General features: G+C 53.5%; 22 protein-coding genes. 12 read left to right on the top strand and 10 right to left on the bottom strand.

Annotated features, from left to right (window positions below):
- Positions 1–8 precede the first annotated feature (8 nt).
- Complete coding sequence (locus tag U738_RS21270; RefSeq protein ID WP_035585206.1) at positions 9–944, bottom strand: 2-hydroxyacid dehydrogenase; 936 nt, start codon at positions 942–944, stop codon at positions 9–11.
- A gap of 305 nt (positions 945–1,249) precedes the next feature.
- On the opposite strand from U738_RS21270, the gene doeA reads away from it, so the two are divergent.
- Genes doeA through U738_RS21255 form a run of 3 tightly spaced genes read left to right on the top strand, consistent with a single transcriptional unit; the run spans position 1,250 to position 3,991 of the window.
- Positions 1,250–2,449 (top strand): ectoine hydrolase DoeA, encoded by a 1,200-nt coding sequence (doeA, locus tag U738_RS21265; RefSeq protein ID WP_035585204.1) that lies wholly within the window; start codon positions 1,250–1,252, stop codon positions 2,447–2,449.
- Between the two features lie 25 nt (positions 2,450–2,474).
- Positions 2,475–3,506 (top strand): N(2)-acetyl-L-2,4-diaminobutanoate deacetylase DoeB, encoded by a 1,032-nt coding sequence (gene doeB, locus U738_RS21260; RefSeq protein ID WP_035585203.1) that lies wholly within the window; start codon positions 2,475–2,477, stop codon positions 3,504–3,506.
- A gap of 8 nt (positions 3,507–3,514) precedes the next feature.
- On the top strand, positions 3,515–3,991 hold the full coding sequence (locus U738_RS21255; protein WP_035585201.1) for an Lrp/AsnC family transcriptional regulator: 477 nt from the start codon (positions 3,515–3,517) through the stop codon (positions 3,989–3,991).
- 38 nt (positions 3,992–4,029) lie between these two features.
- Here U738_RS21255 and U738_RS21250 read toward each other — a convergent pair whose 3' ends face one another.
- The 5 genes from U738_RS21250 to U738_RS21225 all read right to left on the bottom strand — a co-directional run bounded on the left by U738_RS21250 (position 4,030) and on the right by U738_RS21225 (position 10,659).
- Positions 4,030–4,677 carry a DUF1523 family protein gene (locus U738_RS21250; RefSeq protein WP_035585199.1) on the bottom strand — a complete coding sequence of 216 codons (648 nt, stop codon included), beginning with the start codon at positions 4,675–4,677 and terminating at the stop codon, positions 4,030–4,032.
- 316 nt (positions 4,678–4,993) lie between these two features.
- Entirely contained in the window at positions 4,994–6,259 is a 1,266-nt protein-coding gene (locus U738_RS21240) for a DUF6638 family protein (RefSeq protein WP_050713181.1), read from the bottom strand.
- Positions 6,256–8,202 carry an AAA family ATPase gene (locus U738_RS21235; protein ID WP_035585195.1) on the bottom strand — a complete coding sequence of 649 codons (1,947 nt, stop codon included), beginning with the start codon at positions 8,200–8,202 and terminating at the stop codon, positions 6,256–6,258. Before U738_RS21235 ends, U738_RS21240 begins: the two co-directional genes overlap by 4 nt.
- A 117-nt stretch (positions 8,203–8,319) precedes the next feature.
- Entirely contained in the window at positions 8,320–9,441 is a 1,122-nt protein-coding gene (locus U738_RS21230; protein ID WP_035585193.1) for a hypothetical protein, read from the bottom strand.
- Positions 9,442–9,576: 135 nt separating this feature from the next.
- On the bottom strand, positions 9,577–10,659 hold the full coding sequence (locus tag U738_RS21225) for a hypothetical protein (RefSeq protein WP_035585192.1): 1,083 nt from the start codon (positions 10,657–10,659) through the stop codon (positions 9,577–9,579).
- Between the two features lie 366 nt (positions 10,660–11,025).
- Here U738_RS21225 and U738_RS21220 point away from each other — a divergent pair, with 366 nt between their 5' ends.
- The 8 genes from U738_RS21220 to U738_RS21185 all read left to right on the top strand — a co-directional run bounded on the left by U738_RS21220 (position 11,026) and on the right by U738_RS21185 (position 18,508).
- Complete coding sequence (locus tag U738_RS21220) at positions 11,026–12,522, top strand: NAD-dependent succinate-semialdehyde dehydrogenase (protein ID WP_035585190.1); 1,497 nt, start codon at positions 11,026–11,028, stop codon at positions 12,520–12,522.
- 84 nt (positions 12,523–12,606) lie between these two features.
- Positions 12,607–14,040: an aspartate aminotransferase family protein gene (locus tag U738_RS21215; RefSeq protein WP_035585188.1), complete on the top strand. Its 1,434-nt coding sequence runs from the start codon at positions 12,607–12,609 to the stop codon at positions 14,038–14,040.
- 123 nt (positions 14,041–14,163) lie between these two features.
- Positions 14,164–14,841, top strand: coding sequence for a haloacid dehalogenase type II (locus U738_RS21210; protein ID WP_035585186.1), 678 nt, complete (start codon positions 14,164–14,166; stop codon positions 14,839–14,841).
- Between the two features lie 61 nt (positions 14,842–14,902).
- Positions 14,903–15,250: a putative quinol monooxygenase gene (locus U738_RS21205; protein ID WP_022522330.1), complete on the top strand. Its 348-nt coding sequence runs from the start codon at positions 14,903–14,905 to the stop codon at positions 15,248–15,250.
- Between the two features lie 17 nt (positions 15,251–15,267).
- Complete coding sequence (locus tag U738_RS21200; protein WP_035585184.1) at positions 15,268–15,735, top strand: S-ribosylhomocysteine lyase; 468 nt, start codon at positions 15,268–15,270, stop codon at positions 15,733–15,735.
- A 146-nt stretch (positions 15,736–15,881) separates the two neighbouring features.
- Entirely contained in the window at positions 15,882–16,493 is a 612-nt protein-coding gene (locus U738_RS21195; RefSeq protein WP_035585182.1) for a LysE family translocator, read from the top strand.
- A 101-nt stretch (positions 16,494–16,594) separates the two neighbouring features.
- Entirely contained in the window at positions 16,595–17,632 is a 1,038-nt protein-coding gene (locus tag U738_RS21190; RefSeq protein ID WP_035585180.1) for a CNNM domain-containing protein, read from the top strand.
- 225 nt (positions 17,633–17,857) lie between these two features.
- A complete protein-coding gene (locus U738_RS21185) occupies positions 17,858–18,508 on the top strand; it encodes a peroxiredoxin (RefSeq protein ID WP_035585178.1) in 651 nt (216 codons plus the stop codon).
- 57 nt (positions 18,509–18,565) lie between these two features.
- Here U738_RS21185 and U738_RS21180 read toward each other — a convergent pair whose 3' ends face one another.
- From U738_RS21180 to U738_RS21170, 3 genes are all read right to left on the bottom strand, one after another.
- A complete protein-coding gene (locus tag U738_RS21180; protein WP_035585176.1) occupies positions 18,566–19,834 on the bottom strand; it encodes a methyl-accepting chemotaxis protein in 1,269 nt (422 codons plus the stop codon).
- Between the two features lie 417 nt (positions 19,835–20,251).
- Positions 20,252–20,455, bottom strand: coding sequence for a zf-HC2 domain-containing protein (locus tag U738_RS21175; protein ID WP_035585174.1), 204 nt, complete (start codon positions 20,453–20,455; stop codon positions 20,252–20,254).
- A gap of 17 nt (positions 20,456–20,472) precedes the next feature.
- Complete coding sequence (locus U738_RS21170) at positions 20,473–21,042, bottom strand: sigma-70 family RNA polymerase sigma factor (RefSeq protein ID WP_035585172.1); 570 nt, start codon at positions 21,040–21,042, stop codon at positions 20,473–20,475.
- Between the two features lie 173 nt (positions 21,043–21,215).
- Between U738_RS21170 and U738_RS21165 the strand changes: the two genes are divergently transcribed.
- Positions 21,216–21,992: a ZIP family metal transporter gene (locus tag U738_RS21165; RefSeq protein ID WP_035585728.1), complete on the top strand. Its 777-nt coding sequence runs from the start codon at positions 21,216–21,218 to the stop codon at positions 21,990–21,992.
- A gap of 8 nt (positions 21,993–22,000) precedes the next feature.
- Here U738_RS21165 and U738_RS21160 read toward each other — a convergent pair whose 3' ends face one another.
- Complete coding sequence (locus U738_RS21160) at positions 22,001–22,495, bottom strand: MerR family transcriptional regulator (protein ID WP_035585170.1); 495 nt, start codon at positions 22,493–22,495, stop codon at positions 22,001–22,003.
- Between the last annotated feature and the right edge of the window lie 55 nt (positions 22,496–22,550).

Below are 22,550 nucleotides of genomic sequence, written 5' to 3'. Positions count from 1 at the left end.
GGGTGGCGTCAGTAACCTGCCTCCGGGTTGATGGTGGAGAGTTTTTCACCCGATTCAAAGGCATGCAAGTAAGCGATCACTTGGTCGATGGCATCGTTGAGCGGAGTAGGCGCCGCCATATGGGGTGTGATGATTACCTTAGGATGCTGCCAGAGCGGGTTGTCAGTGGGCAGCGGCTCTTCCTGGAATACGTCCAATAGCGCACCCCGCAGGTGACCCGGCTGGTGACCGCTGCCCAGTGCTTCCAATAGCGCCTGTTCATCAATCAAACTACCCCGACCAGGGTTAATCACACTAGCGCCTTGGGGCAGTTGGGACAGCCGCTCGGCGTTGAGAATATGGTGGGTGGCGGCCGTGTCAGGGAGAATAGTGATCAGGCTTTGCACCTGGCCGAGCAGCTCGGTTAGCCCGTCATCGCCGTGAAAACAGTCCACGCCGCTGATCTGCTTGGGAGAACGGCTCCAGCCCAGCACCGGGAAGCCCGCCTGCTGCAGGGCACTGGCCACAAAGCTGCCAATCGCGCCCAGGCCTAATACGCCCACCGGCCACTGGGATTTTTCCACCACCTCCTGCGGTTGCCAAGTGGCGTTATGCTGCTGAGTGGCGTAACGATCCATGCTGCGGTAGAAGTGCAGCACGCCATATAAAACGTAATCGGCCATCAGTTCGCCCATGCCCGCATCACGCAATTTTACAATCGGCACATCGCTGGGCAGCCCTGGGGTTTTGAGTAGGTAATCCACACCAGCGCCCAAGTTGATGATGCCCTTTAACTGGGTCTGCTCTTGCAGCAAATGCGCAGGGGCTTTCCAGATGGCGAGATAGTCAGCCCCTTTACGCTCATCCGCGGGTGCCTCGCTGGTCAGTACTGTGGCGTGGGGCAACGCTTTTGCAAGTGCTGCTTGCCACTGTTCAGCCTCATCAATATGCACGACAATTTTCATACCGTTACCCTCTTGCTATAAGCGTTATCACTGCAGGTTATCATGGTGAGCACTCAAGGCTGTTGCAAGCTTGCTTAGTGCAAATAATGATGCCGTATGCACTTTTTGTCATAAAGCCTTTGACCGCTGACCAAGGGTCGGTGCTAGTATCGGCTTAAGACGACATTGGCGGGCCTGCTGCAACTGCAGCAGATGCAACCCCGACGCCTGATCGGTGGTGGCCAGGTCGATCCTGTGGCCCAGCGTTGCGTGCCTATAGTGGGCAGTGTGCTGGTTCTTGGTGATCTTTAATGGCGAGTTGCCCGATGACTCAGGTTTCCCTGCCTTTCACGCGCGAAGAGTATGCTACCCGCCTGTGGAAAGTGCGTGCTGAAATGGCCAGTCGTGGCATTGACGTATTGATCGTCAGTGACCCTTCCAATATGGCTTGGCTGACCGGCTACGACGGTTGGTCGTTTTATGTGCATCAGTGTGTGCTGGTGGGCCTTGAAGGCGAGCCGGTATGGTTCGGACGGCGCATGGACGCCAACGGTGCCCTGCGCACCTGCTGGATCGACCCTGACAATATTACCTACTACCCGGATTACTACGTGCAGAATCCGGATATGCACCCTATGGAGTATCTGGCGCAGTCGATCATGCCCGACCGCGGCTGGCATCTGGGCGTGGTAGGCATGGAGATGGATAACTACTACTTCTCCGCCAAAGCCTATTTGAGCCTACTTAAAGAGCTGCCCCATGCGCGCTTTATGGATGCCAATTCGCTGGTGAATTGGTGCCGGGCGATCAAATCGCCGCAAGAAGTCGAGTACATGCGCATTGCCGCCAAAATTGTCGAAGGCATGCACACGCGTATCCTGGAAGTCATTGAACCTGGTTTGCCTAAGAGCAAGCTGGTCTCGGAAATTTATCGCGTTGGCATTGAAGGCTTTGTGGATGAGAACGGCAAAGTCTTTGGCGGTGATTATCCCGCTATTGTGCCCATGTTGCCCACCGGCAAAGACGCCGCGGCGCCGCACCTGACCTGGGACGACACGCCGTTTCGCAAAGGCGAAGGCACTTTCTTTGAGATTGCCGGTGTGTTTAAGCGCTACCACGCGCCGATGTCGCGCACGGTGTATTTGGGGGCACCGCCGATTGACTTTATCCGTGCGGAATCCGCTCTGCTGGAAGGCATCGAAAACGGACTGGCGGTGGCCAAGCCGGGGAATCGCACGGCGGATATCGCCATGGCGTTGGGTGCGGCGATGGATAAATACGGCTTTGACCGCGGCGGCGCTCGCTGTGGTTACTCGATTGGTCTTTCTTACCCGCCCGACTGGGGCGAGCGCACCATGAGCCTACGTCCCTCTGATGACACCATTCTCAAACCCGGCATGACGTTCCACTTTATGCCGGGGCTATGGGTAGAGGAGTGGGGCTTGGAAATTACCGAAAGTATTTTAATTACTGAAGATGGCTGCGAAACACTGGCCAATTTTCCGCGCCAGCTGTTTGTTAAGTAGCGGATTGTAAAAAAAGGAACATCCAATGACCGATCAAGCGAGCCAACGGCGGCCTAGCCCTATTTCTGCCACCGTGGATTTTAACGCCGATGGGGTGCAGCACGGTTTTTTAAAGTTACCCATCTCCACCGATGAATCCGCCTGGGGCGCGGTGATGATCCCTATCACCGTGGTTAAGAATGGCGACGGCCCCACGGCGCTTTTGACCGGCGGTAACCACGGCGATGAGTACGAAGGTATCACCTCGCTGCTGAAGCTCTCTTCAACGCTGAAAGCAGAGGATGTCACGGGCCGGGTGATTATCTTGCCTTGCATGAACACCCCGGCGGTCATGGCAGGCAAGCGCACCTCGCCGATGGACAAAGGTAACCTCAACCGCAGCTTTCCCGGCGACCCCAACGGCAGCGTCACGCCACAAATTGCCGACTACTTCACCCGCGTGCTGGTGCCGATGAGTGATGTCGTCCTTGACCTGCACTCCGGTGGCCGCACGCTGGATATCCTGCCGTTTGGTGCGTCCCACGTGCTGGATGATAAAGCGCAGCAGCAGGCAGCTCTGGAAGGCGCCAAAGCCTTTGGTGCCCCTTACGCCATGGTGATGTTTGAGCTGGATGCGGAAAAACTCTTCGACACCGCCTGCGAGCGCCAGGGCAAAGTCTTTGTCGCCACCGAGCTTGGCGGCGGCGGCACCTCGACGCCGCTGAGTATCGCGATTGCCGAACGCGGTGTGCGCAACTTCCTGATTCACTACGGCTTGGTAGAAGGCGAAGTGGAAATGCCCGAAGGTGGGCAGATGTATCTCGATATGCCCGACGCCAGTTGCTACGTGCAGAGCCAGCATTCCGGCGTGTTAGAGCTGTTGGTAGCGCTAGGCGACGAAGTGAAAAAAGGCCAAACGATCGCCTACGTGTACGACATGACCCGTAGCGGTACCGAACCGGTGGCTTACAAAGCAGAGCGTGATGGCATTCTAATGGCCCGTCGCGCGCCCTCGCTCATCAATATGGGGGATACCCTGGCGGTGATTGCCGATGTTGTTGAACGCCTGGAGGCCTAGTCCTCGGCATGATGAAACTTGACCGTTACGATCTGAAAATCCTCGACATCCTCTCCCGCGATGGGCGAATCACCAAGTCGAAGCTGGCCGAGGCGATCAACCTCTCGGTCAGTCCCTGCTGGGAGCGGGTAAAGCGGCTGGAGAAGGCCGGCATCATTGAAGGGTATACTGCGCGCATTAACGCGGACGTGTTGGTGCCGCGCAATCCTGTCTGGGTGCAGATTGAGCTCAAGCAGCACAACGCCGAAAGCTTCACTCGTTTTGAAGCGCTAGTGATGCAAACCCCGGAAGTTACCGAGTGTGTGGCGGTGGGCGGTGGGGTGGATTACTTAGTGAAGTTTGAAGCGCGCACCATCGATAGCTATCAACGTCTGATGGATAGATGGTTAGTCTCTGAAGCCGGTATCGAGCGCTACTTCACCTATATTGTGACGAAGACCGTTAAACATGAGCCGCTGGGGATTGACACCGACGGCTCCATGTAGGGATTTTAATCCTTTCAGCAAGCTTTAATGCGAAGTGGCTATTTCTTGGTTTTCCAGGTATCCAACCATGCTTGGAAGCGGTTGCGTTTTCTGGAGATGGCGTCGCCTGCAGCGCTAAAGTTATCGGTGACCTCATCAAAAGCGGGCGATAAACGGTCACGGCGAAAGCGCCTCCAGCGGTAGTAGCCGTATCCGAATAGGCCGCCAAAGGTGACCAGAAAAAGTGTCGAGAACCAGTTAAAGGGCTTATCTTCAGGGCCATCAACGGGCGTAATTGAAATGGCGTTGGGGAAGATAGAAAAGAAGATGCTTCTCCAGCCAAAGTATCTAACAGCAACCCACTGGGGGTCTGTTTTGGTGGAGACTAAATCGTTGGCTTCGGTGTAAAGGTTCGCCGTATCGAATTTGAAATAGGGCGGCCAGCCCCAGCCGGTGTCCTCGTTACGGTACACAATGGTGCGGCCATTGCCCCGCACACCTTGAATAAATTGCACGTCACGGTTCATCAGCCGCTTCGATTGGGCGGTTGGGTCAGACCAAAAAATGCGTGTCCAATCATCCAGGTCGATACGTTCTTCGTGGGTGTTGACGATACGCACCACATCGTACTTGGGTAAACTGTAGTGTAAAAAGGCAGCGAAAAGCGTCCAGAAGAGAAGCAAAACAAACCATTTAACATAGACCATCGGGTCGCCTCACATATAATTAGTAACGTAGAGGGTAAGCAAGATGGCACTTGGCGGCATAACGTAGACCAAGTGGATCAGCTTGCGTCGTAAAGAGCGGTCGTACTGCTGCATGCCTTGGCGTATATAGGTGGCACGACATGTATTTGAAGCGTTCCGCTCCCAGCGCTTTTGTAGCGCTAAGCGATGCCTGAAGCGCATATAGACGGCGAGTGCGTTATACAGAATCGCAAGTGTCAAAATGAACGTCAGAACAAGTCGCATAAAGGGAAACACCAAGTGTTCCTCCGCAGTGCTTGTAAACGACAACACAACATCATTCGTCTGCACCGAAAAGATAGGCACGTGCGCTGGCTTTATCAGGTGCATACTCGCGTGAGAGAAAGTCACAGCAGTAGGCTTGTTTCGCCTCAGGCCAAGTGCGGTATTGGCGGTAAAATTCGTTTTTATGGCAGATGAACAGCTGGCGGGTATCAAGAGGCGATAGCTCGGCTAGCAGCATATTGACGAGGTCTTTGTTCGCCGTGTTCGTAGCACGCATCAGGTAGAAGTAGCTGGGATGTTCCATCTCGATTCTGGGTTTGGCGCCGCGGGTTTCGGCCCACCGCATCATAGCCGCCAGGCCATCGTATTCATGGGGCAGCTCGCTTGCATAACGTGAGGCGCGGCGCCGCATATCTGTATACGAGAGGCCCGTTACGTCCATTCCCTTTTGCGTCAGGATTTCCGCCAGTATAAAGGTGATTTTTTGGCGCAGGATATCGACTTCCTGGGTATCTCGCCCTTTGATAATGGGCTCTGCAAGCCGATTATCTTGTAAAAACTCGCCAATCTTCTTGCGGTCATCCAGGCTAAGTATTTGCTTAACTGGGAATTTCCCTAACGGTTTTTCGGTGCTGGCGATTAAAGCCGAGCTATCGACATCTTGAAAGAGATAAAGGCCGCCGAAATGCGCCGTCCAGAAGTTCTTTTGCTCAAATGCAGCATGTTTCAGTCGCACTGGATTGCGTGAAATGTTGCCCGTGCGTTTGACCGTATCGACCATATCGTCAATCAGGTGATTATCGAACCAGCTGTCCTCTTCCTCCATAAAGCGGTCGATTAGGGACTCTAAGCGCTCAGCTTCTGCGATGGTACCCGTGGTCGTGTCGGCCTCAATGACGATGCGTCGGATATCAAATAGCCGTTCTGGCCTATCGACATCCAGCACAGAGTTTTCAAGCTCGCCTGCTACCGCGTCGGTTGCTGTTAGGGCAAAAAGCTGCTGCTCGTTAGTATCGATAAAACGCCGAAGTACTTCCCGATTGGTAGAGAACTTGGCGTTGAGTAGTGGGCAATACTTCTGCTCGGTTGAGAGCAGGATAAACTGCCGATTGACGCCGCCGTGATTCAAATAGTAGTGATCTTCTAGCTCATCACCGATCTCCGGCGAGTAGCCGGAGATGTCGATATGAAACTCTGTCAGCGCAGTGGTTCTCCCTGTGAGATGCTGCAACGCACGGCCATAACGCTCGACCAGCGCTTGCGAACTGACATGAAAGAGGTTACCAAACATCAGCCCCTTTTCGATCAAGCGTTTCATGTTTTCTGCTCCTCCAGGTAGCGCCGACGCGCAGCTTCCTGAAGTCCTAGGTCGCGAACCATGGTGTCAATGGCGGCAGCATCGGATTTGCCTGCATAGCGGAATTCGCTGTCGGCGTAACGGTTAATCTCCTGTAGCACCATATCTGTGGTAATAGGAACTCTCAGCTCGGCAATCATGTTGGATTTTGTATCGTAATCCTTAAACAGGAAAAGCTCCGGGTTCTCCATCCACTCGTCCGGGAGCTCGAAATCCATCGAACGCACCTTGACGGCATCGGTGATGTTCTTGATCGCGCGGCCGGTGAATCGCTCGTCGGCCTCCTGGATAGCTTTTAGATAAGTGCCGAGCTTGGCGATGGTATCCAACTCGCCAACTTGCGAATGTACGCGATCAAATACCGCCATCAGTGTCTCTTCCTGGGGGCGGCTATGGGCTTGAAAAGAGTTAGCCACTGCCTTCTGGATCTCCTGGGCAGCGTAAAGCGCGTGCTCGCCCAGGGGGATCTGGTGATCCTTACCTAGCAGAAGGTGAAGAACGTCGATGTAATCTTCGCGGGTTTGCGGGCCATCGACCAAAAAGCGCGCACCGGAACGTTGGCGCAAGGCGTCATCGACATTTTCGGGATAGTTAGAAAACATACCGAAGGTACAATTACCGCGCACGACCGTGTTAGCACCCGCAAAGGCGTCCATCAACACTGCAGTCACTTCCTGCTGACCCGCTGACGACTGACGGTCTCCACGTTTCCCTGCGATCTGGTCGATATCATCAACGGTGCCGAAACCAATAACACCTGGATCCATCAGATTGCTAATGAATGACTTAGCGTTTTGGCCGGATTTCCCCTGATAGCTGTCAATGTTGTCGATACCAAAGTTCTGGTAACGAAACGGATACCCGGCCACCTGGCAGTAGTCGTTGAGTAGCCCCGCCATCATTTGAATCAAGGTGGTTTTACCCGTCCCCGGTTTACCGTCACCCATGAAAGTGAAGATAAAACCACCCATCTCGGCGAAGGGGTTTAAACGTCGCTCAAAATCGTAAGCCATCAGCATTTTGGCGAGCCGTAGCGACTGGTATTTGGCGATATGGTTGCCCACCACCTCATGAGGCTTTTTGAAGGTCATGGTTAGCGTGGTGGATTTCGCTTTGGTGGCAGGCTCAAAGCCGCGCAGCGTCAGGTCATCGGCCTCTATACGCCAGACAGCGTCGCTAAATGGGGAGAGCCGAGGTGCACTTTGTGCACGCAGTGCGACTTTTTCCATGCACTGCTCGGCAAAGGCGCTGAGCGTTGCGGGCAGTTGGCTCTCATCGTTGGCATGCAGGGTAAGCTTTTGGTCGAGTTCCCAGAGCGTGCCGTTCAGGGCAAGGGGCGCATTGTCCGTCAGTAGCTCTGCTACCTCACCAACTTCGACGCTGGTCTCATTAGTATGAGGTGCCATCAGAAAGGCGGTGGCATTAGCAAAAACGTGCACGACCGTGAGGGCTTCACCTGCCAGTAGCTGGGTGAATTCAGTTTTACGTGCGGTGTCCAGGGTGCCTGCCAAATTCGCGCGCTTCAGTTCGCTCAGCCCGGATGAATCAGCGTAAGCTTCGCCCACCGCCAATGCGATAGCCAATGCCCGCCGTAGTTGGTGCAGCGCTGTGGCTTGGAGCGGCGAAACAAACGGATCGTCTGTTTCGAGCCCCTCAATGCGCGCGCGTATATGAACGCCTTCGGGGCGTGCGGTGGAGCGGGTCACCAAGCCGGGTGTGGTAGTGCGCAGACGGCGAGTTTGGCCGATACCGGGTGAGCGTTCTGGCGCTGCTGTTTGTTCCGAGGCCTGGGGTTTGGCCAAGCGCGGCGTATGGTCGATTCCTTCAAGCATCGTGGTGGCAGTGCCGTAATGCTTGCGAATATCCTCTTCTCGAAGTTCCATCTGGTCGCTGGTAAAACTCATGATATCCTCGGTTATAGGGCTATCCTGCCCTAATCACATGGCTCCAATACCGTTAGCGCTCAACATGGCTGCATATAGCAGCGAACACTTAGGCCGGTACTTCTATTTTGCTGCCGCTTAATAACTCAACACTTGCCCTTTGGGACTAACCACGAACTTGCGCACATCGAGAAAGCCAGGGGGATCAAGCTCGGCAAGCACCTGAAAAGGGTGTTGTGGCAATATAATGGCGCGCTCTGTATGCGTGGCGCCGGTATCTACCCCTCGGCTGCCGAAGGGATCAAGGGCAAACACTTCACGCTCTACTTTACTAAACCAGCCGGCACGCTCTTCGCGTACTTGCTCGCTGTTTAATTCTTCTAACGTCCAGGCTAAGGCCCAATCCTGGCCCTCCTGGGAGGCAGCCTGCTCAAGCACTTGATGCAGTGGCCCAGACTGTTCGGTATACGCCGATGAGTACATCGGGCCTAGGTGGTAGCGGCTCAGCTGTTTGGGATGAAGGTCACTGAAATCCTTATCGAAGCCCTGTGCGATGGTCAGTAGCTTCAACCCCACTAGAGATTGCGACATAAGATGTGACTGTACCTGGGGCCAACGGCTTTGATCCTGGGGCAGGGGCGTCTTGCCACTATCTTCCAGCTCTACCAGGTAGATAACGGGCAGGTTGACTTGAGTGTCGTACACCGCCCAATGAATAAGAAATTGGCGGCGGCCATTGTCACTGGTGCCCTGCGAGATAAGGCTTGGATCATTACGTGCCCAAAACAGGCCACCTTGCGTCAGCGTTTCGTAATATAGACGTTGCGATAGGGCAAACTGCAGCTTGGTAGGCGTTTGTCGTTCAGTAAGAATGGTGTGAAGCATCTGCTTTTTTAAGGATTTCACAGAAGGCAGATTGTCCAGATGAAGCGCTGCTTGCTGAACGTCATTGCCCATGGTCAAAAGTTCGGATGCCACCGGAAAGCCACTGTCCCGCTTGTCCATCGTCAGGCTGTCCATCGGAGGACCTTGCTCATTGCCGACGAGAAGATACTTCATACTCAATGCCTTGAACGTACGGTTCAGTCTAATCAGATAGTCCGTCAATATCTTGGCATTGGTTTTGGTAAGCTTTCCTTCTGCCTGCAGTGTGACCGCAGTTCTAGCGAGGTAATGGATAATATGCTCGAACTTGCGAAAATAACGACGCGAGGCAAACGGGTCTGCCAAGTCAGTATGATCGCGGCTAAGCTCTGTCATTGGTTTCCCTCTCGAGAACAGGCCTGTTCTCGATGATGCTTTCGTTGGCTACGAGCACCAATCGACACATTGGGCGAGTGTGCTCACCCAATGCTGATTGATCACTATCTTCGTTAATTTGTGCAGAGGCGTAGCTTAGCCCCCGTACAAGTTCTTATCGTGCTTCTCAACGATGGCGGAGAACCGGCGGGCAAAACGGTCATCGGCTTTGGCTTTTTTCTCAATAATATCGCGGGCAAAAACCATGCTGTCTTCATGCGCTTCCATCATGTCGGCCATGCGCTGATTGGTAGCCGCACCAATGCCAGCCATGGCTGTTTGCGCTTCTTTGTCGGTTTCAACGCCGATTTCGTTGATGCGGTGAGCGACTTCTTGTTGCTGGGCTGTTTTGAGTGACTTCGTCAGGGCATCGTAAAGAACAACGCGCTGCTGGGTATCCGTCTGAAGTTTATTGATTAGCACCATTTGGGTAGCCGCTTGGTTCTGCAAACTATCTACCCAGGTTTTGCCCTTTTCGACATAGCGCTCAAGCGTCTGAGATTTGGCGATTTTGACCTGCTCTTGCTGTACCAGCGCATTATATTTTTCGTTCAGATTGGCCAATTCAGTTTCAAGCTGGGTTCGCGCTGTAGCATCTTGCTCTACAGAAATTTTGTTTTCCAGCTCAACGATTACTGGATCAAGTTCCAGTAACTCAGCGCGTGCGGCTTCAAGTTCTTGTACCGTTGCCTCGCGGTCGTCAAGAGTGGAAGTGAGGTTTTGTTGAACTTTTTCTTGCTGCTCTTGTAGTGTTTCTAGCTGGTCTTTTAATAGGCTGACAATAATGTCTGATTTTGAAATCAGGTCTTGCAGCTTATCGTCGATATTCGCTCCGCGAATACGCTCCTGACGTAATGACTCAGATTTTCCTTTACTGAAAAAACCGACAAAGTTCTCCCAGCCTGACTTAGAACGCATACCGTCAAAATCTTTCGAAAATGCCGCGGTGGTATCGTCCAAACCCATGATAAGTTCAGCGATATTGGCATTCATCAGATCAGCGTGAGCTTGCACGTCATCAAGCGTGGCATTCTCGATATCCAATCCCTGATCTTCACCAGCCTCAATTTTTTCTCGCGCAGTTTCCATCTGCGATGTAATCGATGAGATCTTGGCTTTAGATTCCTTAACAGTATCTTGCGAGTCCTGAATCATTTTTTCGAATTGAGATGTGCTCATGATTTCATCCTTAATGAAGTATGGTGAAGATCCTTATAAGAAGGGCTTTATAGGTGATTTTAGTTTCACATGTCAATGTTATAAGGCGTAAAGGAGCAATGGAATCTGGGCAATTAGTTGCCTGGCAATGAAGCAATAAGCCCACATTCATAATCATAAAGGCGGCGAGTAACGGCAGAAAAAAAGACGGTTTATACTTGGTTTACAAAAAAAAATGCAATTTTACGCAATCTTTTCAAAAACACTTCGTGGCCACTCTCCGTTAACCTGGGAGCATTCGACGGCAAGGCTAATGAGCGCTTGCTGACAATGCACGCAGCTATTGCAGCGCTCGGTTAGCCAGACTGCATTTGAGGAGAGGTTCCCATGACCACACTATCGGCCACGCTCGCAAAGCGCTTGGAAGATCCGCGCCTGTTCCGGCAGTACGCCTACGTGAACGGCAAGTGGACCCACGGGGAAGGCGGTCGCGAAGAAGCCGTTTACGATCCCGCTACTAATGAAGCCATTGGCCATATCCCACTCTTGGAAGCCGAGCAAATTACCGCTGCGGTGGATGCGGCTGAAGTCGCTTTTGTTCAGTGGCGCGCCCTGCGCGTTGATGAGCGCTGCGAGCGTTTGCTGGCGTGGTACGACCTGATACAAGCCAACCGTGAAGACCTCGCCACTATCATGACGCTGGAGCAGGGCAAGCCGTTGCCCGATGCCCGTGGTGAAGTTGAGTATGGTGCCAGCTTTGTGCGCTGGTTTGCCGAAGAGAGCAAGCGCACCTATGGCGAGACTATCCCTAGCCATATCCCGAACGCATCGCTGGGCACTATTAAAGAGCCGGTGGGCATCGCGGCAATGATTACGCCTTGGAACTTCCCGTTGGCGATGATCACCCGTAAAGCCGCAGCAGCGTTGGCGGCGGGCTGCCCGGTGATCGTCAAACCTGCCAATGAAACGCCTTACTCGGCGTTGGCGCTGGCAGAACTTGCCGAACGCGCAGGTATTCCACCGGGCATTTTTAATGTGGTGCTGGGTGACCCGGCGGAGGTCTCGAAAATTCTCTGCGCTGAGCCGCGCATTCGGGCGCTGTCATTCACCGGCTCCACACGCGTTGGCCGCATTCTGATCGAGCAGAGCGCGCATACCATCAAGCGTCTGTCTTTGGAGCTGGGTGGCAACGCGCCGTTTATTGTCGGGCCGGATATGGATCCCAAAGAGGCTGCCTACGCGGCCGTCGACGCCAAGTTTCAAACCGCGGGGCAGGATTGTCTGGCAGCCAACCGCATCCTGGTACACGAATCCATTCACGATGAATTCGTTGCGCAGTTCACCGAGCGTATGGCCGCGCTCACCGTGGGCAACGGCTTGCAGGGAGAGATCGATCTTGGCCCGCTGATTCACCGCCAAGCAGTAGAGAAAGCCGCAGCGATTGTCGATGACGCCATTTCTAAAGGCGCCACCATGGTCGGCGGCGATCAAAGCCAAGCGCCCGGTGAGAACTTCTTTATGCCGGTGATGCTGACCGGCGTAACGCCTCAGATGAAAGTGTGGCGGGAAGAGAACTTCGCGCCTGTGGCCGGTATCACTGCTTACAGCACCGACGACGAAGTCATCGAAATGGCCAACGACACCGAGTACGGTCTGGCCGCGTATATCTACACCCACGATATTCGCCGTATCTGGAAGCTAATGCGCGCACTCGAGTACGGCATGGTCAGCGTCAACTCAGTGAAGATGACCGGCCCGCCGGTGCCTTTCGGCGGCGTGAAGCAGTCCGGTCTTGGCCGGGAAGGCGGCGCCACGGGTATCGATGAGTACCTGGAAACGAAATACTACTGCCTGGGCGCGCTGGGTTCCGTCTCTGGCAGCTAGCGGCGCTTTGCTACCTCGCCGTAAGCAACCATTTAACATGCCCTCCCCAAACATTGGGGAGGTTTACCGTACAGAGAGAACACTATGAGCTTGCATCAGGATTTGATCGAACGCGACCGTAAAGTCACTTTCCACGCCTCTACCCACTTGCGTGATTTCGCCCATGGCGATGCGCCGGGCCGGGTGATTACCGGCGGTAAAGGCATAAACATCGTGGATAAAGATGGCCGTGAGTTTATCGACGGCTTCGCCGGGCTTTACTGCGTCAACATAGGCTACGGGCGCACCGAAGTCGCCGAGGCGATCTATAAGCAGGCACTTGAGCTCTCTTACTACCACACCTACGTAGGTCACTCCAACGAGCCGCAGATCGAGCTTTCCGAGCGTATTCTGAAAATCGCCGGTATGAATATGTCCAAGGTCTACTACGGCATGTCCGGCTCAGATGCCAACGAAACCCAACTCAAGATTGTGCGTTACTACAACAACGTGCTGGGGCGCCCGCAGAAGAAAAAGGTTATCTCACGTATGCGCGGCTATCACGGTTCCGGTATCGCCTCGGGCTCGTTGACCGGCCTGAAAGCGTTCCATGACCATTTCGATCTGCCGATTGACACTATTCGCCATACCGAAGCGCCGCACTACTACCTGCGTGCCGCCGAACAGCACGGTATGACCGAACTCGAGTTCTCCGCCTACTGCGCCGAGAAGCTGGAAGCCATGATTCTGGAAGAGGGCCCGGATACCGTAGCCGCCTTTATCGGTGAGCCGGTATTAGGTACCGGCGGTATCGTACCGCCGCCGGAGGGTTACTGGGATGCCATTCAAAGCGTGCTGGCGAAGTACGATGTGCTGCTGATCGCCGATGAAGTGGTCTGTGGCTTTGGCCGTACCGGCTCCGATTTTGGCAGCCATCATTACAATATGAAGCCTGATTTGGTCACCATCGCCAAAGGCCTCACCAGTGCCTATCAGCCGCTTTCTGGGGTGATCGTGGGTGAGAAAGTGTGGCAGGTGCTTGAGCAGGGCACCGGTGAGTACGGCCCTATCGGTCACGGTTGGACCTATTCAGGCCACGCGCTGGGCTGTGCAGCGGGGCTTGCCAACCTGGATATTATTGAGCGAGAAAACCTGGTGGGCAACGCGGCAGAAACCGGCGGCTACTTCCAGCAGCAGCTAAAAGCTAACTTTGAAGGCCATCCGCTGCTGGGCGACGTACGCGGCGTTGGCTTAATGGCTGCACTGGAGTTCTCTCCGGATGCCAAACAACGCCTGCACTTCGACCCCGCCCTCAAAGTGGGCCCTCGCGTGGCGGCGGCTGCCATGGAAGAGAACCTGATTGCCCGCGCTATGCCCCAAGGCGATATCCTCGGCTTCGCACCGCCGCTGACCATTAATCGTGGTGAAGTGGACGAAATGATTGGCCGCGCCAAGCGCGCCATTGATCGGGTAACCGATGAGCTCGTGCGTTCCGGCGATCTAAAAACCGGCCAGCAAGAGGCAGCATTTACTGTTTAATCGGAGCTTGTAGCCTTATGAGCGCCGCTGCCTATGCAGCGGCGTTTCTGTTTTTGAAGGGGGCGGCTATGCTTAATAGCATTATGCGTTATAAGCCATTTGATAGTTAAGGAGTAACCACCGATGCAACCGGTATTAGCTTTCGATGTATACGGCACGCTAATTGATACCCAGGGCGTTACGGTTGAGCTGGAGCGGCGCCTAACGGATGCTTCCAAAGCAGTTGAATTCGCCCGCCGCTGGCGTGATAAACAGCTCGAGTACAGCTTTCGCCACGGTCTGATGGGCGCTTACGTGCCGTTTTCGGAGTGTACCCGCGAAGCGCTGGTGTTTATCGACCGCGCACTGCAAACCGGTCTTTCGGATAATGACCACGATCACCTGATGGCGGTATACGGTGAGTTGCCCGCTTTTGACGATGTAGTACCTGCACTTGATCAGCTTCGCGATGCAGGCATACGCTGCGTGGCGTTTTCGAACGGCACTACAGAAGCCGTGTCAACGTTGTTAACTCGCGCAGGTGTTGAGAGCCATATGGACGATGTGATTAGCGCCGATGAGGTGAAGCGCTTTAAGCCTGACCCGGCGGTGTACGCGCATCTGCGTAGCCGCTTAGAGACGCGCCCCGAGCATACTTGGCTAGTTTCCAGTAACCCCTTTGATGTGATTGGTGCCACCCATGCAGGCCTGCGTAGTGCGTGGATACGGCGCAGCTCTGACGCACCTTTCGACCCTTGGGGTGTCGAACCCGATATGACGGTGACCGATCTAGAAGCATTGGCGGAACGCATAATCCGCTAGGTTGTTAACCTGCGTCGAGAAGCCGCATAATGATGCACGCTTAACGACTTAGGAGATGACCATGTCAGAAAAAATTTACTGTGTTGCTGGTTTTAAGCCCAAACCAGGTAAGGAAGAAGCGGTGTTTAAAGCGCTTCAGTCGTTAGAGCCGAACACCCATCGGGAAGACGCGTGCATTCACTACACCGTGACCCGGCAGATAGACAACCCTTTTGCTCAAGGCACCAGTTACCCGATTGTGTTTCATGAAATTTGGGCCAGCCGTGAAGAGTTTGAAGCCCACTGCCAGCGTAAAGAGATCCAAGACTTCTTTGCCAAGCACGTTGAGGCGCCGGATGGTGATATTGAAGATGCCAACGTGTGCGTTTACACCGACGAACCATGGAATTTTGACGCGCCCAAGGTATAAGCTTAAAAGGAGCTAACATGACCGATCAAAAGATGAACGTCGAGAGCTTTAACCTGGACCACACTAAGGTAAAAGCCCCGTATGTACGCCTAGCCGACATCAAAGAAGGCCAGAACGGTGATCGTATCCATAAGTACGACCTGCGCATCTGCCAGCCCAATAAAGATCATATGGATATGCCAGCGCTGCACTCCCTTGAGCACTTAATGGCTGAGCTGTCGCGCAATCACACCGATAAAGTGGTCGATATCAGCCCCATGGGCTGCCAAACCGGCTTCTACATCGCGATGATCAACCACGACGACTACGACGACGTGATTACGATCATCGAGCAAACTCTGAATGATGTGCTCGAAGCCACCGAAGTACCCGCCTGCAACGAACTGCAGTGCGGCTGGGCGGCCAGCCACAGCTTGGAAGGCGCTCAGGAACTGGCGCGTAACCTGCTCGCTAAGCGCAGCGAGTGGACAGAAGTGTTTGCTTAAACGTTATGTGGCAGCACCAATCTAGTCGACTTTACGCCTTCCTAAGGGGAGGCGTTTTTATTGTCCGTGCACTAACCAATGGTAAACGCAAAGCAACGGTGAGATGCTGGTACTTTGATCGCATTTTCCATGGGTGAGGCACGAATATGCTGTTGGACACTTGGCTTTTATACCTAATTGCCTGTATTGGCCTGTCGCTTTCGCCAGGGCCCAACGGCCTGTTGGCGCTGACCCACGGCGCAATGCATGGCAGCCGTAAAACCCTGTTTACTATCATCGGCGGCGCGACAGGATTTATGCTGATTATTGCCCTGTGCATGTTTGGGATTGGGGCGCTGCTTAAGTCGTCGGTGGTGTGGCTGACAGCGCTGAAATGGGTCGGGGGTGCCTATCTGATTTGGCTGGGTATCCAAGTGTGGCGCTCACCGCCGATTACCGGCGAGCTTCATTTGCAGGCAAGCCAAGCGAGCGGCTGGCAGCTTTATCGCCAAGGCGTATTGGCATCGATTACCAACCCCAAAGTACTGCTGTTCTTCAGTGCTTTTCTAGCTCAGTTTATCGATCCGCAACGCAGCCTAATGCTGCAATTTTTCCTGCTGGCAGGCACCTTTGTTGTTATCGAGTGCGTTGTAGAAGGTTTGCTCGCCAATATGGCTAATCGCATTCGTCACTGGTTAAAACGCGTAGGCCGCGGATTCAACCGCACCTGCGGCGGTATCTTCATCGCCATCGGCGCCGCGCTGCCATTAAGGGCTTAAACTCAGGCCTGCTCGGCTTTTTGCGACACGTTATAGATAACCATTGACTTCTGCCTATGATGCCCCTATAAGAGCACGATAATCCACCACCTTAGGCGCCCATGTTCCTTCTGATCTCGATTGCCACGCTTTCGATTGCACTCTCTTTTCTGTGTTCCATCCTTGAAGCAGCCCTCCTGTCAATTACGCCCAGCTATATTGCGAAGCTGAAAGAGGAGAAGCCCAAGTTACACGCCTCGCTGACCAAGCTCAAAACCAATATCGACCGGCCCTTAGCGGCTATTTTGACGCTTAATACGATTGCCCACACCGTGGGCGCGACAGCAGTGGGTGCTCAGGCGGCAATTGTATTTGGTGAATCGTCCATCGCTATTGTGTCGGCGGTGATGACGATGCTGATTTTGATCCTCTCAGAAATTATTCCGAAGACTATCGGCGCGACTTACTGGCGCGGTTTATCTCCGTTTCTGCCACGCTTGTTGAAACCGATGATTTTGGGTCTGCTGCCCTTTATCTGGATGTCGGAGCAGATTACCCGCCGACTAGGTAAGTCCGAGCACGACGTTGACCTGCGGGATGAAATTAAAGTGCTGGCCCGTGTCGGTCTGGAAGAGAACGTGCTGGATGCGGACGAGTCGCGCACTATTATCAATATGCTGAATCTGCACGATATCCTGGTTAGCAAAGCGATGACCCCGCGTACAGTGTGTGAAACCGTCCTACCGGACATGACCGTGAAAACGTTCGATGAACAGTATGGCAAAGCGCCGTTCACGCGTTTCCCGGTGATGGACAACGGTGAACAAGCTTTTGGTTATGTGCATAAAGCCGATATGTACCACGCCGACGATGCTAAAACGATGCGCGAGTTGATGCATCCGATCGGCAGCGTGGACGTCTCACATAACGTCGAGCAGGTCTTCACCTCTATGCTAAAAGACCACCTGCACATGCGGGTTGTCTACGACGAGCATGGCACCTTTGTGGGCTTGATTACGTTAGAAGACATTATTGAGACCATTCTGGGGCAGGATATTGTCGATGAGACCGACAATGTGGCCAATTTGCGCCACTATGCGAAACAGCAGTGGATCAAGCGGGTTAAGCGGGATAATAAAGACGCTAAAGTGAAAGAGTGATTGCCAGGCAAGGCTCATTGTTTGCTAGTCAAAAGCGGCGCCTTCGGGCGCCGTACTGCTTTTTACTGGCGGTTATATCCAGGCGCTTACGCGACTGGACTACGTTTGGCTCAGCGAGTGAACGTTGTCATGCAACTCGCTGTCTTAGCGCTAAATGATCTATAGTGAAGGTGCTGTAAGTCAAATAAGCTATTAAGGCGCCTAACGCCCATTAAGGAGGAAAGCATGTCATTACGTATTAATGCAGTTGTACCTGATTTTGAAGCGGAAACGAGCCAAGGGCCGATTCGTTTTCATGACTGGATTGGCGACAGCTGGGCGATCCTGTTTTCACATCCTAAAGACTTTACCCCGGTTTGCACGACGGAATTTGGCGCCGTTGCGCAGCTGAGTGCCGAGTGGAAAAAACGCGGTACCAAGGTGATTGGTGTTTCTGTAGATGGGGTAGAAGAGCACAAACGCTGGGGTGATGACATTAAAACCGTCAGCGGCAGCGAGGTCGACTTTCCGATCATCGCCGATAACGGGCTCACGGTATCAAAGCTCTATGACATGTTGCCAGAAGATGCTTATCTGCCCGATGGCCGGACGCCAGCCGATAGCGCAACGGTGCGCTCGGTATTTATTATTGGGCCGGATAAGCAGCTGAAGCTATCCATGACCTACCCAATGACCGTAGGGCGTAACTTTGCGGAAATCCTACGTGCCCTGGATGCGCTGCAAACCACAACACAACACGGTGTTGCCACCCCGGCGGATTGGACGATAGGTCAGGATGTGATTATTCCGCCAAGCGTGTCTGACGCGGACGCCAAGCAGAAGTATGGCGAATACGAAACAGTTTTGCCTTACCTGCGTAAGACGCCACTGCGTTAACCAAGAGTGGTGTAAACGTGAAAGCCAGCGCCTATGCGCTGGCTTTTACATGGGGCATTACGCGGACTCTAGCGCAAGCTGTTCAATAGACGTTGAAACACTGCGCGCCCCGGTGAGTATCTCATTGACGATAATCTCAATTTCGCTCACGCTGGTTTGGCTCGATTTGCCTTGCTCTACTACCTGCTGCATGGCCTGAGTAGTGCGTTCCACCAAGGCGCTGTTCTCTTTTAGCACCCGGGTAATATCCTCCACCGCTTCGCTAGACCCTTTGGCCAAACGGCGCACTTCATTAGCTACTACCGCAAAACCGCGACCCTGTTCGCCCGCGCGCGCAGCTTCCACGGCGGCGTTAAGCGATAGTAGGTTGGTTTGATTGGCGATACGCGCAATCGACTCGGTAATGCTATTGATACTCTGTGCCTGCTTGTTAAGCGCGGCAATGAGCTGCTGTGCTTCTGCCAAGGTTAGCGCCGCTTGCTCAGAATCACGTACAACGCGCTGCAGGTGGCTAAGCCCATTTTGGGCGATCTGCTCCGTTTGAGAAGAGGTGCTTTGCGCGGCGGTAACGGCTCGTGTGGCGGATTCCGCTGCTTGAACGGAGCGGGTGATATCGGTGGCAAACTTGACCACTTTTACGACGTTGCCATGGCCATCTTGAATCGGGTTGTAAGTTGCCTCTAGCCAAACGCTGGTGCCGCGAGAATCCAAGCGCTCAAACTTCCCTTGCATGTATTCGCCCTGAGCAAGCCGTTCCCAGAAACGCGGGTTAGCTTGTGAGAAGTTGGCGGGACAAAACATCCGGTGATGTGCCCCTACAAGCTCTTCATTGCGGTATCCCATTGCCTGCTCAAAGTTGGTGTTGGCATTGAGGATCTCACCGCTGGGGGTAAATTCAATTACCGCCATGGAGCTATTTAACGCGTCTAACACAGCGTTTTTGCGCTCCGCCTCTTGGTGGGCAGCCGTGATGTCATTGGCAATTTTGAGTACCTCGACAACCTTACCCCGCCGGTTACTGATCGGTAAGTAGTTGGCCTCTAACCAAATTTCTTCGCCCTGGGCATTAGCACGCCGAAAGCGTCCTTGCTGGCTATGCCCTGCGGCCAGTGCTTGCCAAAACGCTCGGTACTCATGGCTATTGCTTTCTTCAGGAAAGCAGAAGACCCGGTGGTGTTGCCCCTTCACTTGGTCAAGGGTGTAACCGACGGCGGTTAGGAATTGCTCACTTGCCTTCTTAATAACCCCTTCAGGTGTAAAAGAGATGCAAGCGGTATGTTGGTACAGTGCGTTGTGTAAACCATTAGAAGCGAGAATTGTGAGCATTGCTAATCCTGTCAGCGGGGCTATGTAAGTCTTGTGTACAAGGTTAGAGCAGTCCCGGTCTATAAGCATCAGTTTGTGTCTATATGACACAAAATGTTGCATTCGTGAGAGTGTTTAGTGTCTTTGAGTATTAATTTCATATGATAATCAGTTTATTTAGCCAATCTTCAGGGGAAGATGGCCGTAGATGGCGGAAACTGCAGGGCTTCTAGATAGAGCAAGTTGAAAAAACATTAGGGTTAACTCTATATTCATATTTTTAATGTACAGTATTTGTATAATTATGATTATAGAGCTAATGCTAAGAAAAGCTACCTCTTTGTATAGGTTTTGTGCAATAATTTTTAGGCGTACAAAATACACCGCTCATGGGCAAGCAGAAGAGGAGGGAGTGGATTGGCAGCGCCTAACCGCCGGCTAGTCGTCTTGGGTGTGACGCGTATTAAGCAGAGAGGCGGGGTGATGCTTTCCAGCTTGGTGCATCAGGTCGAATTGGCGGGCGCAGGTGCGGCAGGCTCGGCACATCGACAGATGAATACGCAAAGCCATTTTTTCACGTAACGATAGTGTTTTATCCTGTTTTAAGGACATCAATCCCGTGGCTTCGCGGCACATAAGCATATCAGGCTCCTTTTCAGCTAATTTAACCAACCATGATCCAAGCACTCTCTTAGCCGTAAACGCGCACGGTGTAAGATGACCCAGCAGTTAGTTTCAGTAATGCCGGTTTCCTTACAGATATCGGAGGTGGAAAGCCCCATGAGTTCTCGCAGGGTAAATACCCGTGCGATGTTTTCCGGCAAGGCGATCAAACAGGCATCAAATACCTGCCAAAAACGCTGGTTTTCCAACACCTGCTCCGGCTCGCCCCAGTGGCTAGGGCGGGCAGCGCTCTGCCAGTGACCATCCTGCTGAAACAGACGATCAAGGGTGTCGTCATCTAAGTCCTGGTCTAACGGTTGCCACGTTCCTTGACGGCGCTGTTGACGGAGTTGATTTAGAATTTTGTATTTCAAAATGCCAAATACCCAGGTCTCGAACTCGGAGCGCCCTTCAAAGGAGGCGCTTTTCTCAAAGGCGGTGAGCAAGGTTTCCTGCACCGCATCTTCAGCGGCGGTGGCATCACGCAGCTGCAACCGCGCAAAAGCCACTAAACGTGGTCGTAGCTGGGTAAAGTGGGCGGCGGCTAAGGTGGCGGAAAAAGGCACGTGGTTCCCTTTATTAAGGTCTCCTGGGCGCACGTTTACATCGTGCTCATAAACATCATCATTATTTATTCATTCGTCATTAATGCGTTAAAGTACGTGTTGATACCACGTTAGACAACAACGTGTCGTTCTCTTTGATGCCTTTCCGTTTGCCAATCGAGTTTATGCTGTCCATGGAAAATACATTGTTACTGGGGTTTTTGGGCAGCTTAATTGCTGGATTGTTGACGGCGGTGGGTGCACTGCCGGTGCTGTTAGGCAAAACGCCTAGCCGTGGCTTTCGTGATTTAGCGTTAGGTTTTGCGGCGGGTGTGATGCTGGCAGCGTCATTTTTCTCGTTGATTATCCCCGCGCTGGACGCTGCAGAAATCTACTATGCCGGTGGCCCTGTTCCTGCCGGGATTGTTTGTGCGGCTATTTTGCTCGGTATGGGTGCCATCGCCCTGCTTAATGAGCACCTTCCCCATGAGCATTTTGCCCAAGGCCGTGAGGGGCCGGAAGCCGCTTCGCTGCGCCGGGTATGGCTGTTTGTATTTGCGATTACTATCCACAACCTGCCGGAAGGCATGGCGGTGGGTGTCGGCTTTGGTGCCAATGGCTTAGAGGGCGGCATGCCACTGGCTATCGGCATTGGCCTGCAGAACATGCCTGAAGGGCTCGCCGTCGCGGTCGCTTTGATGGGGGAGGGCTACTCAAAGTGGCGCTCCTGGTCGATTGCCGCCCTAACCGGCCTCATCGAACCCATCGGTGGCTTGTTTGGCGCCAGTATTGTTAGCGTTTCCCAAATACTGCTGCCTTGGGGGCTGGCGTTTGCCGCCGGTGCCATGCTGTATGTCATCAGCCATGAAATCATCCCCGAAACCCACCGCTGCGGCCACCAGAAAAAGGCTACCTTTGGCTTGGCGATGGGGCTGGTGATTATGCTGTTCTTAGATGTGTGGTTGGGGTAGCCCTAACCCTAACCTATTATTTCCGCGCCACCGTGCGGGCCCGACTGGTGGCACAGCCGGTGGTCGCTAAGCACGTCTATAATATGGCACTGGCCAACACTGCCCCCCGCACACTGATTGATCATGCGTTTAAGCTCATCGCGTACCGCGGTGAGTCGTGCCAGCCTCGCTTCAACCTCGGCAAGATGACGTTTTGCCAGCGTATCCACCTCCTGGCAAGGCATCGCTGGGTGATCGGCCATTTCCAGCAACTCTCTTACCGCCTCCACTGAAAAACCAAAATCCCGTGAATGGCGAATAAACGTCAATCGGCGGATGGCAGCCCTAGTGTAACGCCGCTGGTTTCCTTCATTGCGCGGCGCTGAAGGCAGTAGCCCAATGTGTTCGTAATAGCGCACTGTTTCTGGCTTGCAGCCGGACTCGCGTGCCAGTTCGCCGATGCCAATATAGCGCTCAGTCGTGGATGGCTCAGTAGTGGATAGTTCAGTGGTTTGATCTTTCATTGCTTGAACCTCTAGTGACTACAGGTATTACGCTGCTGCTAAGATAGACGAACTT

The organism is Halomonas sp. TG39a (genome assembly GCF_000744395.1).
Taxonomy (GTDB): Bacteria; Pseudomonadota; Gammaproteobacteria; order Pseudomonadales; family Halomonadaceae; genus Vreelandella; species Vreelandella ventosae_B.
Note: the sequence above shows the minus strand (reverse complement) of the source record. Positions and strands in the feature narration are given on the sequence as shown.

Excerpts from the sequence above, each read along its gene's own strand:
- U738_RS21235 (WP_035585195.1), bottom strand. The coding sequence starts at position 8,202 with ATGAGTTTTACCAGCGACCAGATGGAACTTCGAGAAGAGGATATTCGC.
- doeA (WP_035585204.1), top strand. The coding sequence starts at position 1,250 with ATGACTCAGGTTTCCCTGCCTTTCACGCGCGAAGAGTATGCTACCCGC.
- U738_RS21215 (WP_035585188.1), top strand. The coding sequence starts at position 12,607 with ATGAGCTTGCATCAGGATTTGATCGAACGCGACCGTAAAGTCACTTTC.
- U738_RS21230 (WP_035585193.1), bottom strand. The coding sequence starts at position 9,441 with ATGACAGAGCTTAGCCGCGATCATACTGACTTGGCAGACCCGTTTGCC.
- U738_RS21175 (WP_035585174.1), bottom strand. The coding sequence starts at position 20,455 with ATGCTTATGTGCCGCGAAGCCACGGGATTGATGTCCTTAAAACAGGAT.
- U738_RS21160 (WP_035585170.1), bottom strand. The coding sequence starts at position 22,495 with ATGAAAGATCAAACCACTGAACTATCCACTACTGAGCCATCCACGACT.
- U738_RS21185 (WP_035585178.1), top strand. The coding sequence starts at position 17,858 with ATGTCATTACGTATTAATGCAGTTGTACCTGATTTTGAAGCGGAAACG.
- U738_RS21165 (WP_035585728.1), top strand. The coding sequence starts at position 21,216 with ATGGAAAATACATTGTTACTGGGGTTTTTGGGCAGCTTAATTGCTGGA.
- U738_RS21190 (WP_035585180.1), top strand. The coding sequence starts at position 16,595 with ATGTTCCTTCTGATCTCGATTGCCACGCTTTCGATTGCACTCTCTTTT.
- U738_RS21270 (WP_035585206.1), bottom strand. The coding sequence starts at position 944 with ATGAAAATTGTCGTGCATATTGATGAGGCTGAACAGTGGCAAGCAGCA.
- U738_RS21220 (WP_035585190.1), top strand. The coding sequence starts at position 11,026 with ATGACCACACTATCGGCCACGCTCGCAAAGCGCTTGGAAGATCCGCGC.
- U738_RS21255 (WP_035585201.1), top strand. The coding sequence starts at position 3,515 with ATGATGAAACTTGACCGTTACGATCTGAAAATCCTCGACATCCTCTCC.
- U738_RS21225 (WP_035585192.1), bottom strand. The coding sequence starts at position 10,659 with ATGAGCACATCTCAATTCGAAAAAATGATTCAGGACTCGCAAGATACT.
- U738_RS21200 (WP_035585184.1), top strand. The coding sequence starts at position 15,268 with ATGACCGATCAAAAGATGAACGTCGAGAGCTTTAACCTGGACCACACT.
- U738_RS21205 (WP_022522330.1), top strand. The coding sequence starts at position 14,903 with ATGTCAGAAAAAATTTACTGTGTTGCTGGTTTTAAGCCCAAACCAGGT.
- U738_RS21210 (WP_035585186.1), top strand. The coding sequence starts at position 14,164 with ATGCAACCGGTATTAGCTTTCGATGTATACGGCACGCTAATTGATACC.
- U738_RS21250 (WP_035585199.1), bottom strand. The coding sequence starts at position 4,677 with ATGGTCTATGTTAAATGGTTTGTTTTGCTTCTCTTCTGGACGCTTTTC.
- U738_RS21180 (WP_035585176.1), bottom strand. The coding sequence starts at position 19,834 with ATGCTCACAATTCTCGCTTCTAATGGTTTACACAACGCACTGTACCAA.
- U738_RS21195 (WP_035585182.1), top strand. The coding sequence starts at position 15,882 with ATGCTGTTGGACACTTGGCTTTTATACCTAATTGCCTGTATTGGCCTG.
- doeB (WP_035585203.1), top strand. The coding sequence starts at position 2,475 with ATGACCGATCAAGCGAGCCAACGGCGGCCTAGCCCTATTTCTGCCACC.
- U738_RS21240 (WP_050713181.1), bottom strand. The coding sequence starts at position 6,259 with ATGAAACGCTTGATCGAAAAGGGGCTGATGTTTGGTAACCTCTTTCAT.